The sequence below is a fragment of the Streptomyces sp. NPDC005281 genome, from assembly GCF_040607495.1.
GTDB lineage: Bacteria > Actinomycetota > Actinomycetes > Streptomycetales > Streptomycetaceae > Streptomyces.
On the sequence record NZ_JBEXGX010000071.1, the window covers coordinates 1 to 12,063 of the forward strand.

The 12,063-nt window shown below is 69.1% G+C and carries 13 protein-coding genes and 2 pseudogenes; 10 read left to right on the forward strand and 5 right to left on the reverse strand.

Annotated features, from left to right (window positions below; genetic code table 11):
* Positions 1-104: pseudogene (locus tag ABZV42_RS41415) on the forward strand (hemolysin III family protein); the annotation flags it as partial.
* A gap of 673 nt (positions 105-777) precedes the next feature.
* A complete protein-coding gene (gene ltrA / locus ABZV42_RS41420) occupies positions 778-2,232 on the forward strand; it encodes a group II intron reverse transcriptase/maturase (protein WP_356057392.1) in 1,455 nt (484 codons plus the stop codon).
* 121 nt (positions 2,233-2,353) lie between these two features.
* On the opposite strand, the gene ABZV42_RS41425 is transcribed toward ltrA, so the two are convergent.
* Complete coding sequence (locus tag ABZV42_RS41425; protein WP_356057394.1) at positions 2,354-2,653, reverse strand: helix-turn-helix domain-containing protein; 300 nt, start codon at positions 2,651-2,653, stop codon at positions 2,354-2,356.
* A gap of 146 nt (positions 2,654-2,799) precedes the next feature.
* On the opposite strand from ABZV42_RS41425, the gene ABZV42_RS41430 reads away from it, so the two are divergent.
* Together ABZV42_RS41430 and ABZV42_RS41435 are read left to right on the forward strand one after the other, a co-directional pair.
* Positions 2,800-3,276, forward strand: a complete 477-nt coding sequence (locus ABZV42_RS41430) for an ATP-binding protein (protein ID WP_356057396.1) — start codon at positions 2,800-2,802, stop codon at positions 3,274-3,276.
* Positions 3,234-3,347: pseudogene (locus ABZV42_RS41435) on the forward strand (MerR family transcriptional regulator); the annotation flags it as partial. The gene ABZV42_RS41430 and the pseudogene ABZV42_RS41435, both read left to right, overlap by 43 nt.
* Before the next feature lie 221 nt (positions 3,348-3,568).
* Here ABZV42_RS41435 and ABZV42_RS41440 read toward each other — a convergent pair.
* Together ABZV42_RS41440 and ABZV42_RS41445 are read right to left on the reverse strand one after the other, a co-directional pair.
* Positions 3,569-3,694 carry a hypothetical protein gene (locus ABZV42_RS41440; protein ID WP_355991166.1) on the reverse strand — a complete coding sequence of 42 codons (126 nt, stop codon included), beginning with the start codon at positions 3,692-3,694 and terminating at the stop codon, positions 3,569-3,571.
* A gap of 280 nt (positions 3,695-3,974) precedes the next feature.
* Positions 3,975-4,535, reverse strand: a complete 561-nt coding sequence (locus ABZV42_RS41445; RefSeq protein ID WP_356057398.1) for a TetR family transcriptional regulator — start codon at positions 4,533-4,535, stop codon at positions 3,975-3,977.
* Positions 4,536-4,650: 115 nt separating this feature from the next.
* On the opposite strand from ABZV42_RS41445, the gene ABZV42_RS41450 reads away from it, so the two are divergent.
* From ABZV42_RS41450 to ABZV42_RS41465, 4 genes are all read left to right on the forward strand, one after another.
* Entirely contained in the window at positions 4,651-5,343 is a 693-nt protein-coding gene (locus tag ABZV42_RS41450) for an SDR family oxidoreductase (protein WP_356057400.1), read from the forward strand.
* 57 nt (positions 5,344-5,400) lie between these two features.
* Entirely contained in the window at positions 5,401-6,456 is a 1,056-nt protein-coding gene (locus ABZV42_RS41455; RefSeq protein WP_356057402.1) for an aldo/keto reductase, read from the forward strand.
* A 323-nt stretch (positions 6,457-6,779) separates the two neighbouring features.
* Positions 6,780-7,712 carry an NADP-dependent oxidoreductase gene (locus tag ABZV42_RS41460; RefSeq protein WP_356057415.1) on the forward strand — a complete coding sequence of 311 codons (933 nt, stop codon included), beginning with the start codon at positions 6,780-6,782 and terminating at the stop codon, positions 7,710-7,712.
* Positions 7,705-8,577 carry an alpha/beta hydrolase gene (locus ABZV42_RS41465; RefSeq protein ID WP_356057404.1) on the forward strand — a complete coding sequence of 291 codons (873 nt, stop codon included), beginning with the start codon at positions 7,705-7,707 and terminating at the stop codon, positions 8,575-8,577. Before ABZV42_RS41460 ends, ABZV42_RS41465 begins: the two co-directional genes overlap by 8 nt.
* Positions 8,578-8,769: 192 nt before the next feature.
* Here the strand turns inward: ABZV42_RS41465 and ABZV42_RS41470 are convergent, their stop codons facing one another.
* Both ABZV42_RS41470 and ABZV42_RS41475 read right to left on the reverse strand, forming a co-directional pair.
* Positions 8,770-9,015 carry a hypothetical protein gene (locus tag ABZV42_RS41470; protein ID WP_356057406.1) on the reverse strand — a complete coding sequence of 82 codons (246 nt, stop codon included), beginning with the start codon at positions 9,013-9,015 and terminating at the stop codon, positions 8,770-8,772.
* Positions 9,016-9,146: 131 nt separating this feature from the next.
* A complete protein-coding gene (locus ABZV42_RS41475) occupies positions 9,147-9,953 on the reverse strand; it encodes an alpha/beta hydrolase (protein WP_356057408.1) in 807 nt (268 codons plus the stop codon).
* Between the two features lie 152 nt (positions 9,954-10,105).
* Between ABZV42_RS41475 and ABZV42_RS41480 the strand changes: the two genes are divergently transcribed.
* Complete coding sequence (locus ABZV42_RS41480; RefSeq protein ID WP_356057410.1) at positions 10,106-10,678, forward strand: PadR family transcriptional regulator; 573 nt, start codon at positions 10,106-10,108, stop codon at positions 10,676-10,678.
* A gap of 2 nt (positions 10,679-10,680) precedes the next feature.
* Positions 10,681-11,661, forward strand: coding sequence for an NADPH:quinone reductase (locus ABZV42_RS41485; RefSeq protein ID WP_356057413.1), 981 nt, complete (start codon positions 10,681-10,683; stop codon positions 11,659-11,661).
* Positions 11,662-12,063 lie beyond the last annotated feature (402 nt).

Below are 12,063 nucleotides of genomic sequence, written 5' to 3' on the forward strand. Positions count from 1 at the left end.
CCGACCCCTCACCCCGCTGGTTCGGCTTCCACGAGGTGTTCCACGCGCTGACCGTGGCAGCCTTCACCGCGCACTACCTCGCCATCTCCCTGGCCGCGTACTGAGATACGCCGTCCTCCCCGGCGAGCACGTTTCGCACCGACAATGGTGACTAGTTTTCAGTGCCTGACGCTGTCGGGGATCTTGGTTGCGCCGTGAGGCGCTGTGGTTCGAGTGGAGGTGAAAGACCGTCACCCCTGGCCTGTCGCAGCAGGTCAGCGTAGCTGAGGGCAGCCTGACCCGGGTGGTGCCGGAGAGGGCGGGAGCGGCCCTGACAAAGCCGGGACGTACCAGCACTGCCAGATGGTGCGGGTTCGGCGAGCGAGACGAAGAGGAGTACGCGAGGAACCGGCGTAACTACGTCCTTCAACCCCGACACCGGCTCGAACCTGGCGGATCTGGGCCGGGCGCGGTGCGTCTCGTCGTCCGAAGGACGGCGAGAACTTCCACGACCGTATTCAAGAGCGGGCGTGGGAGGCCACGAGGAAAGCCTGCGGCGTACTCGTGGCGAGGCCGCTGGGACATAGTCGGGCTCCTACTTCGACAAACGAACCACAGTGAACACGGGAACCGTCCGGTCACAGTTCCACGCTCCTCAACTTCCAGATGAGGAACGTGGATAGGCGCACCGACAGCCGAACGTATCGGGCGGGGCGGAGCCGCCGTAGTACTCCGAGGCCGGGAAAGCCGGTCACATGGGGAAGGGCGGCAGCGGAGAACATAGAAGGAGGGACTGCAATGCCAGAAGACACCTCGCTGAACAGCGAGGATCCGAGCTCTCGGGTTCGGGTACTGGAGATGCAGACCAAGCTGCACCATTGGGCGACGGCCGATCCGGGCCGTCGGTTCGATGACCTGTTCAACCTCGTGCACGACCCGGCGACGCTGACGATGGCGTTCGCCCGGGTCGCGGGAAACCAGGGCGCCCGCACTCCCGGCGTCGATGGCCTGACGGTCATCGAGGTCGAGGAGCGGATCGGGACACCCGGGTTCCTGCACGACCTGCGGGCCGCTCTCAAGGACGGCTCGTTCCGACCTCTTCCAGTGCGGGAACGCAAGATCCCGAAACCGGGCGGGTCGGGGAAGGTCCGCAGCCTCGGCATTCCGACGGTCGCGGACCGGGTCGTGCAGGCCGCGCTGAAACTGGTACTGGAACCCGTCTTCGAGGCCGACTTCACGCCGGTCTCCTACGGTTTCCGGCCCGGCCGGCGGGCCCAGGACGCGATCGCCGAGATCCACCACTTCGGCACCAACAGCTACCGCTGGGTGCTGGACGCGGACATCGAGGCGTGCTTCGACCGGATCGATCACGTGGCCCTGATGGATCGCGTGCGCGCCCGGGTGAAGGACAAACGCGTTCTGGCCCTGGTCAAGGCGTTCTTGAAAGCCGGAATTCTGACGGAGCTCGGCGAGAACAAGGAAACCATGACCGGGACCCCGCAGGGCGGAATCCTCTCCCCGCTACTGGCCAACATTGCTCTGTCGGCTCTCGATGAGCACCTGATGGAGCCGTGGAAGCCGGGTGGGGCGATGTCCACCGCATGGCAGCGCCAAAGCCGCCGTACTCGTAAGCAGCTGCCGAACTGGCGAATCGTCCGCTACGCGGACGACTTCGTCGTGCTCGTCAACGGCAGCCGCGAAGACGTGCTGGCGGTGCGCGAGGACGTCAGTCGGGTGCTCAAGCCTCTGGGTCTTCGCCTGTCACAGGAGAAGACCCAGGTCACGCACCTGGAGGACGGAATCGACTTCCTGGGGTTCCACATCCAGTGGCGCCGCAAGAAGGGGACGGATCAGTGGCACGTCTACACGTTCATCGCCAAGCGCCCCATCCGGCAGCTGAAGGCGAAGATCCGCGCCCTGACCCGCAGGCAGTCGCAACAAGATCTCAAGTCCCTGCTGATCAGGATCAACCAGATCGTGCGGGGCTGGTCCGCCTACTTCCGGCACGCCGTGGCCAAGAACCAGTTCAGCGCACTCGCCGACTTCATCTGGTGGCGAGTGATGCGAATGCTGAGGGTCCGGCACGACTGGACATGGAAGGACATCCGCCGACGGTTCGTCACCCCCTCAGGGCGGTGGCGGCCGATCTCGGCGGAGGGAACCGAGCTCTTCGACATGACAGCGGTGGTCGTCACCCGATACCGCTGGCGAGGAATCCGTATCCCCAGCCCATGGGCCGAGATTCAAGCCTGATGGCGGTCTCCGTGGAGAGCCCGTTGCGTTGAGAGGCGCACGGCGGTTCGGCGAGAAGTCCGGGGAAACGGACCGGGAGTAATCCCGGCACCGCGCCCCGGGCTTACTCAGCAAGGCCCTGTCAGGGTCGACCGTCGTGCGAGGTGAAGACGTCCAGTAGTTCCCGCACGGGCACGCGTGCCTCCGCTGGATGGCGGAGGGTGCCGTCTGCGCAGAGGATGTAGCGAGTGCGCCGTCCCTCGCGTTCGCGGCGTATGTAGCCGGCCTGTTCGAGGTCGGTGACGATGCTCTGCGCGGTGCGTTCGGTGATGCGGCAGACCGCAGCGATGTCGCGGAGCCGGGCGGCGGGGTCGCGTGCGACGGCGAACAGCACCCGGGCGTGGTTGGTGAGGAAGTGCCACTGCCCGGCCTGCTCGTTCACGGTCTGCTCCCTCCACGCGACTCTTCCCAGGTGGGAATACCCGCAGCGCATTTCTGGAAACAGACCTCGCATGTTTGCGCGTGCTGAGGTGGTCCGGGGGTATGCGGGGTGGGCACTGCTCGACGCTTCGGAAGTGAGGCGGGTCCATGGATGCGGCTGCCCAAAATGAGGGCCAGGAGCCGCTTGCCGACCGTCCGATCAGGGCCGGTGCCGCGTTCGAGGGCAGTGCGGAGATCGCCGAGGCCCGGGACACAGCCCGCGACTTCCTCACCACGGTGCAGGCCGTGCACGGGCTGCCGGTGTCGGCGCGGGCAATGGGCATGGTGCAGCTGGTCGTGAGCGAGCTGGTCACCAACGCCCGCAAGTACGCGCCAGGCCCGTGTCTGCTGGACCTGGAGATCGTGGAGGGCGCCGTCGAGATCAGCGTGTGGGACAGCAGCACCGCCCTGCCGTCCATCGAGGCGGCCGACCCGGAACGGATCGGCCAGCACGGCCTTGAGATCACCATGGCGGTGTCCCAGATGTTCTGTGTCCACCGGGAACCGGTGGGCAAGCGGATCACCGCCGTCATCGAGCTGGCATCGTCATCCTCGAGGACCAGCTCGAAGAGGCCCAGCAACTGAACGCCGCATACCGCCGCGAGGCCGGAACGGCGGACCCCACGACCGCTGTTCAAGGAGCGGTCTGCGGCTAGCTGGAAGCCTCGGCCATCTGCTGCTCGGGGTGGTGCCTGAGCGCGTCACGGGCCGCGAGGAGGTCGGCCGGGGCGAGGCTGGTCCAGTACGCGTGCGTGACGACCGCCGTGGCGAGTTCGACTTCCCGCGCCCGTAGCCGGGCGATCTCCGCCGCGTCCTGGGGGTCCCAGCCGGGGGAGGAGGGCCGGGACGACTTCCGCCAGGCGTTCTCGTGCGTCTCTCACGCGCCCAGCGGTTCGGCCGACCACGGCACCCGCTGGTAGAGCGTCTGCAGTTCAGCGCGGACCTGACGGAGTTCGTCCTGGGCGTCGATCAGGTCATGGGGGAAGTCGTACGAAGCTGCCACGGGGGCAAAGGTACTGCTGTTCGAACCGTGCTTCGGTCCGCCGCGCGGCAACATCTCCTGCGCGAACCCTTGTGTCTTTCCTTGCGGCTTCTCTTGCACGAGCCTCGCCAGCGTCGTGGAGTCTGTGCAGGTCACCTCCCACCGTACGGGCGTGGTCGGGCCTCTGAGATTCCCATAGCGACCGCTTTTGCCCATGCCCTGACTGAAGTTAGAGGGGAGGGGGCAGGAACGGGCGGCGCGGCCACTGTCGGAGATCGGGGCGCCCGCACCGTGCCCTCTATCAGCCGGCTTCCGTCAAGGCTGTGTGCGCGGCGGCGAGGATCTCCTCGGAGAGCGGGGAGCCCTTGGTTGCCCGGGACAGGACCAGTGCGCCGAACAGGGTGCAGAGGCGGGCGATGCCGTCCTGGTCGTCGGTGGCGAGGAAACCGGCGAAGTCGGCCACCCCCTCGGCGTAGAGGCGACGGGCCTCGCGCCCCCCGCCCTCGCGTGCGATGTCGGTGGCGAGGGCTGCGACCGGGCAGCCGTCCGCCGGGTCGTCGCGGTGCTCGACGGCGAGGTAGGTGTCGATCAGCGCCTGCTGGGCGGCGTCGCGCTGCCCTTCGTGCCGCTCGAGACCGGTGCTGTGGCGTTGGGTGAGTTCGGCGAAGGCGTGGGCGGTGGCCTCGTCGACGAGCGCCTCCTTGGAGGCGAACTGCTTGTAGAAGGCGCCGTGGGTCAGACCGGCCGCCTTCATCAGGTCGGCGACGCTGACCTGCGTGCCCTGCTCCCGGAACAGTCGGGATGCGGTGTCCACCACCCGCCTGCGGTTTTCCTCCGCCTGTGCCTGCGATACGCGGCCCATGACCACCTCCCGTTTAAATGTCGACTGGCATCTATCATAGACCCGTGTTTAGATTGGTTACATAATCTAAACCGTGCGGGTGGCCGACGGCGCCCGCCAGGAACCAGGAGCGAGCATGGATCTGAAGAACGCGGTCGCGGTCGTCACCGGTGCCAACCGGGGGTTCGGGCGGCACCTGGCCGGCCAGCTCGTCGAGCGCGGGGCGAAGGTGTACGGCGCGGCCCGCCGCCCCGAGACGGTCGATGTGCCGGGCGTGATCCCGCTGCGGCTGGACGTCACGGACGAGGCGTCGATACGGGAGGCCGCACGCGTGGCGTCCGACGCGACGCTGCTGATCAACAACGCGGGCATCTCCACCGGCGCGACGCTGATCGGAGGCGACGTGAATGAGGTGCGCCAGGAGATGGAGACCAATTTCTTCGGCCCGCTCGCCGCGACCCGGGCCTTCGCCCCTGTCATCGAGGGCAATGGCGGCGGCGCCGTACTCAACGTCCTGTCCGCCCTGTCCTGGTTCCACCCGGCCGGCCTCGGCTCCTACGCCGCGTCCAAGGCCGCTGCTTGGGCGCTGAGCGACGCGACCCGTGAGGAGCTGGCACCGCGCGGGATCACGGTCTCGGCGCTGCACGTCGGCTACATGGACACCGACATGGCCGCCGCCGTGCCCGCCGATCAGAAGGTCGCCGCCGCCGACGTCGCGGCCCAGGCCCTGTACGGCATCGAGACCGGCTTGCCCGAGATCCTCGCCGACGAGACCAGCCGGTACGTCAAGCAGAGCCTGTCCGCGGCACCCCAGCCGAACGCGGGCTGACGCTCACCTCTCCACCCCGGCGCGACCGCCTTCCCACCCCTCATGCAAGGACATCTCATGCGTTACACGACCTTCGGACGCCGGACCGGACTTCGCGTCTCCGAGTACGCGCTCGGAACCGCGAACTTCGGCACCGGCTGGGGCGCCGGAGCCGAGCCCGACGAAGCACGCCGGATCTTCGACCGGTTCGCCGAGGCCGGCGGCACCTTCCTCGACAGCGCGGACGGCTACCAGTTCGGCGAGTCGGAGGAACTGACCGGGAAGCTGATCTCCGCCGACCGCGACCACTTCGTCCTGGCCACGAAGTTCGCCCTCGGCGCCGCCCCGCAGCCGGACATCTCCAAGACCGGCAACAGCCGCAAGAACATGGTCGCCTCGGTGGAGGCCAGCCTGAAGCGCCTGGGCACCGACTACATCGACCTGCTGTGGGTGCACTTCCCCGACGAGCTCACTCCGATGGAGGAGCTCCTGCGCGGACTCGACGACCTGGTGAGCGCCGGCAAGATCCACCATGCCGCGCTGTCCAACTTCCCCGCCTGGCGCGTCTCGCGCGCGGCAACCCTCGCGGATTTGAAGGACTGGGCCCCGATCGTGGGCATCCAGCACGAGTACAGCCTCGTCGAACGCACCGCCGACCGCGAACTCCTGCCCATGGCCGAGAGCCTCGGCCTGGGTGCCGCACTGTGGTCCCCGCTCGGCGGCGGGCTGCTCACCGGCAAATACCGCAGCTCCGCCGAGGGGCGCCTGAGCGACCTGGGCGTAGTCATCCACACCGAGAGCACCGGCCAGAAGACCACTGTCGTCGACACCGTCCTGGCCATCGCCGAGGAGACCGGCGTGCCGCCGGCCCAGGTGGCGGTGGCCTGGGTGCGCGAGCGTGCCACCCGCTCCGTGGCCACGCTCGTCCCGATCATCGGCCCGCGCAACCTCTCCCAGCTCGACAGCTACCTCGGCGCCCTCGACGTCCAGCTGACCGACGAGCAGTACACCCGTTTGACCGAGGTCAGCGCGGTGCCGCTCGGCGCGCCCCACGAAGGGATCACCGCCTCCCTGGACCGCCTCCAGGGAGGCACCGTCGACCGCCTCATCGCCCCGGTCGTGCCGGTGGCCTGATGGGTGCACGCGGCTGAGGACGCAGCGCGTCCGCACCGCAGCCAGGAAAACAACACAAACTGTCCCGTACTGGGAGAAGCCCGGGGCGAGCAGAGACCCGCCCTCTCAGGGACGGGAAACGGAACGGAGACAACGATGAGGGCTTTCATCGTCGAGAAGTACGGCGGCCAAGCCGGGATGCGCGCCGCCGAGATATCCGACCCCCAGAAACGATTTGCCAGGAGTGCTCCGTGAAGGCCTTCGTCCTCGAGAGGTACGGCTCCCCCTTGCGGGAGGTCGAGATGCCCGTACCGGTCCCAGCCCCCCATGAGGTGCTCGTGCGCATGGTCGCGTCGGGCGTCAACCATGCCGACGAGAGGGTCCGCTCCGGCGAGTTCAAGGCAATCTTCCCGTTCCGGCTACCCAAAGTCATGGGCGGTGAGCTCTCCGGCGAGGTCGTCGAGGCCGGCACCGCGGTACACGACGTCGCCGTGGGCGACCACGTGTACGGCTATGTCGACTTGGCGGCCACGGGCACCTTCTCCGAGTTCGTCGCAGTCGACGCTGCCACGATGGCACCCGTGCCCCGGTCGGTGAGCCTGGTCGAGGCCGCGGGGCTTCCCGTCGTCGCGCTCACGGCCTGGCAGGCCCTCGTCGAGATGGGCGGGGTGACGAAGGGCCAGACCGTCCTCGTCCATGGCGGGACCGGTGGCGTGGGATCGGTCGCGATCCAGCTCGCCAGGCACCTGGGCTGCACCGTCGCCACCACCGTCTCGACGGCGAACACGGCAGCCGCCCGCGAGCTTGGTGCCGACATTGTCATCGACTACCGCCGCGACGACCTCGCGCAGAGCCTCGCCGGCACGCCCGTCGACCTCGTCCTCGACACCCAGGGCGGAGCCACGCTGCAGGCTTCCCTCGGTGTGCTGCGCCCTGGCGGCACCGTCATCGGCATCACGGGCCCGCCCGACCCGGTCTTCGCGCGGCGCGTCGGTGTCAACCCGGTTGTCCGGCTCGCCATCCGGGCCCTGAGTGCCCGTACCCGCCGCAGGGCACGTGCGCTCGGGGTCACCTACAGGTTCTTGTTCATCACACCCGATAGCGCCGCGCTGCGCCGGGTCGCCGGGCTGGTCGATGACGGGGTGCTGCGCCCGGTCATCGACCGGGTGCTCCCATTCGACCAGACCCCGCGGGCTCTCGACGAGGCGCTCGCCGGCGGCACACGCGGCAAGGTCCTGGTCACCACCGACCCGAAGGCGGTGACCAACCATGGCTGAGTCCAACGTCCGCCCCCGCCCGACCACGTGGGCCACGGCGCCCAACCGCCGCGTCATCGTAGGTTCGAACACGCTCGTCTACCGCGACCTCGGCCCCGAAAACGGCGTCCCGTTGGTCCTGCTCGCTCACCTGGGCGCCACGCTCGACGAGTGGGATCCCCGGTTCGTCGACGCGCTCGCCCGCGACCGCCGTGTCGTCGCGCTCGACCTCCCCGGGGTCGGCGGATCCACCGGCCGCATCCCAGGCACCGTCGCCGCGATGGCGCGCGCGGCGGAGGGGTTCGTGGCCGTCCTTGGCCTGACCCAGATGGACCTGCTCGGATTCTCGCTCGGCGGCTTCGTCGCCCAGCAGGTGGCCCTCGATGCGCCGGGACTCGTGCGCCGCCTCGTCCTGGCCGGCACCGGCCCCGCCGGGGGAGCCGGCATCGACCGTCCGACCGGAGGGGCCTACGTCTACTGGGACATGGCTCGTGCCGCGATGGCCCGCACCGATGCCAAAGAGTTCCTGTTCTTTCCCCGCACCCCCGCGGGCAAGGCGGCAGCCAAGGCCTACCTGGCGCGCTTGCGCGAGCGCGTCATGGACCATGACGACCCCATCGCGCTGTCGTCCTTCCACCGCCAGATCACCACCATCCGGGGCTGGGGCCGGGCTGAGCCGCAGAACCTCTCCCGCATCAGCGCCCCGACGCTCATCGCCAACGGCGACCACGACCGCATGGTCCCCACCGAACTGTCCCACGATATGCACGCCCGCATCCCCGGCAGCACGCTGATCATCTACCCAGGGGCCGGGCACGGCGGGGTCTTCCAACACGGCGACGAGTTCGTCGACGCCGTGCGAGCCCACCTCGACACCGACAGCTGACATCGGCTGTCCATCGGCTCCTCCGCCCGCACCCTCGGCCTGGCCGACCTCGCCCTCCGTTGGGCCGGGGCGTGCCTGTACGACGGCGGCACCCTCGTCTACGTGACCGCCCGCCGGGCTGGCGAGGACGCCAACGAACTCGGTCTCATCGCGCACGGCCCTCTGGCGAGGGCGGCCGATGTACTGGCACGGTCAGCACAGCGCACCAGCCGGCAGCGCCGGGAAGGTGTCGACAACCCCGGCCAGATGAGAGGGGCCGCCATGGCGGCTAGGAACGTCCGCCGCGGCGGAGGAAGGGTGTACCGCGAGGCACTGCTGTTGCAGGCCCTGCGCAACACCATGCGCGGCATTTTCTCGATGCACCGTGCGCGTGAAGAACGTGACCAGGCACGCGGGGTCGAGAGACTGGCGCGCGCTGATCTGGCTCGTTTGCAGCATGTACGTGAGGCGATGCAGAGCAGCCCCGGCGCCGGACCCGCGCCGGGCACCAGTTACGGCCACGGCGCCCCCGGTCACGACCCGCGGCGGGGCCGATAGCCGTAGCCACACGGCCCCACCGGGGCGAGCTACTAAGCGGGCAGGCCGTCGGCGAAGGCGGTGATGGCGTCGGCGAGGGCGTGGGGGCCGGTGAGGAAGGCGTCGTGGGCTTCGCCGGGGATCTCGACGAGGCTGGCGTCGGGCAGGGCCTGGTGCAGGCGGCGGGAGACGTCGGTCAGCCAGCGGGGGCTGAGTTCGCCGATTACGAGGAGCGTGGGGACGTCGAGGGCGGCGAAGCGGGTGAGGTCGCCGCCGAAGCTGTCCATCGCGCGCATCTCGCGGGCCCACGTCGGTGTCATGGACGCGCGGATGGCCCAGAACGGGGTCTGGCGGAACTCCTCGATGGCTTCCTCGGGGAACTTCAGAAAGTTCCGCAGTCCGAGGGTGAGGGCCTGGTCGAGGTCACCGTTCTGGACGGCGTCCTCGAAAGGGGCAAGGGCGTCGCCGCCGACGGGGCCGCCCAGCGGGATCGGGGGCTCGTAGAGGATGAACGCCGCCGGGGGCTGGTGCAGGGCGTGGGCGAGGGTGACCAGTCCGCCGTAGGAGTGGCCGAGCAGGATCGCGTCGGGGCCGGCGAGGTCGAGGACAGCGGCGATGTCGTCGGCCTCCCGCTGGATGGTGTGCTCGCTGTTGTCGCCACTGGTGCCCCGGCCGCGGCGGTCGATCGCGTAGGTGGTGAAGCGCGGGGCCAGCAGGTCGGCGAGAACCTGCCAGTCCTGGGCGGCGTTGAGAGCGCCCGGGGAGACGACCAGGGGGCGGCCCTGGCCGGTGATCGTGACGGCGATCTTTGTGCCGTCGGCGGAGGTGACGTGGGCCTGACGGGGAGCAGGGGCAGTCATGGTTCGTCTTCCTTGTGTCGTGCTCTCGGCGAGGGGTGCGGCGCGGGCGGCCGGTCCGCCCGGGGTGGCCTGGCAGGCGGTACAGAGCGGGCGCCCACCCACCGTAACATCGAAACGATATGTACATCGTTTCGATGTGAGAGGGTGGGGTCATGCTCGAACTCGCGATCCTCGGTTTCCTCGCCGAAGGCCCCCTGCCCGGCCACGAGCTGCGACGGCGCATCACTGACCTGACCGGCTACAGCCGTCCGGTCAGCGACGGCACCCTCTACCCGGCGATCAACCGGCTGACCAAGGCCGGGCTGATCGAACGGCGCCCCGCACCCGAGGCGGGCGGCGGCCGGTACGTGCTGAACCTGACCGACGCAGGACGCGAGGACATGCTGCGGCGGCTGCGGGAACCGGCCGAGCATGAGATCACCGACTTCTCCCGCTGGTTCGTGATCCTGGCGTTCCTCTCGCTGCTGCCCGACAGGGCAGAGCAGCACGCCGTGCTGCGCCGCCGTCTGGACTTCCTGGAAGCTCCCGCCAGCTTCTTCTACGACGGCAACACACCCCTGCGCGCCGAGCAGGTCACCGACCCGTACCGGCGCGGCATGATGCTCACCGCCCGCGCCACCAGCCGCGCCGAACGCGCCTGGCTCCACGAGGTCCTGGACGGTGACGGCATCCCAGGAGCGGACGAGCAGCCCCGCCCCCACGTCCACACCCGTGAAAAGGACTGAACATGCTTGCGTCCTGGTACGACCAGCAGGGCCCGGCCTCCGAGGTGCTCCAGCTCGGTGAGGTGCCCGACCCCACCCCCGGCCCCGGTGAGGTCCGTGTCCGCGTCACCGTCTCCGGCGCCAACCCGGGCGACACCAAGAAGCGGCGTGGCTGGACCGGCTCGGCCATGCCCTATCCGCGGGTGATCCCGCACAGCGATGCCGCCGGCGTCATCGACGTTGTCGGCGACGGCATCGACGCGCGGCGCGTGGGACAGCGTGTGTGGGTGTACGGCGCCCAGTCCTACCGCCCCTTCGGTACCGCCGCCCAGTACACCGTCGTCCCCGGCGACCTCGCCGTCCCGCTGCCCGACCACCTGAGCGACGACCTCGGCGCGAGCCTGGGCATCCCCGGCATCACCGCGCACCGCACCGTCTTCGCAGACGGCTCCGTCGACGGCAAACTCGTGCTCGTCAACGGCGTCCTGGGAGGGGTCGGCTCGCTGGCCGCCCAGCTCGCCCGCTGGGGCGGGGCCACGGTCATCGGCACCGTCCGACGCGGCACCGACCTGGACCGGATCGACCCCGCGGTCGTCCCCCACGCCGTCGCACTCGACTGCGGCGACCCGGCCGCCGCGATCCGCGCCCACGCACCCGACGGCGTAGACCGGATCATCGAGGTCGCCCTGTCCGACAACGCCGACCTGAACGACACCGTCGCCGCCAACGGCGCCGTCATCGCCGCGTACGCCACCCGCTCCGACCGTACCGAGATCCCGTTCTGGAGCTTGCTGTTCAACAACGTCACCCTGCGCCTGCTCGGCAGCGACGACTTCCCCGCCGAGGCCAAACGCCAGGCCGCCCGCGACCTCACCGCCGCGGCCGCCGTCGGCGCCCTCACCGTCGACATCGGCGACCGCTTCCCGCTCACGGACATCGCCAAGGCCCACGACCGCATCGACGTCGGCGGCCACGGGCGCGTCCTGATCGATATCCCCCAGTAGAGGAGAAGTTCTGGCCCGATCTCCCCATCCGCACAGCTGAGGAGGAGGGTGCTGCGGACAGGGTGGAGGTCACCGAGATCTACCACGTCGAAGAACTACTCAAGCTCACCCAGCTCAGTACCGGCGCGCAGTCGGCGTGAAGATCGAGATCTCTGGAAAATGGGCTTGATTCAGAGAAGTGACCAAGCCGAAGCTGATGGCTCCACTCCAAATGGTTCGGGGCATGGCAGACCTCCGCGACAAGCCCCGAGAAGGCCAGTGTGGGATCTCAACTCCCGTGGCCGAATCTCTGGGCGGCTGGCCACTCAGAAGTCATCTCATTTGGTTCGATAGGCTGTCGATCGTGGTTTCGATCGTTGAGCGGCTGGTGCCGGATGAGTTGTGGGAGTTGTTCCAGCGGGT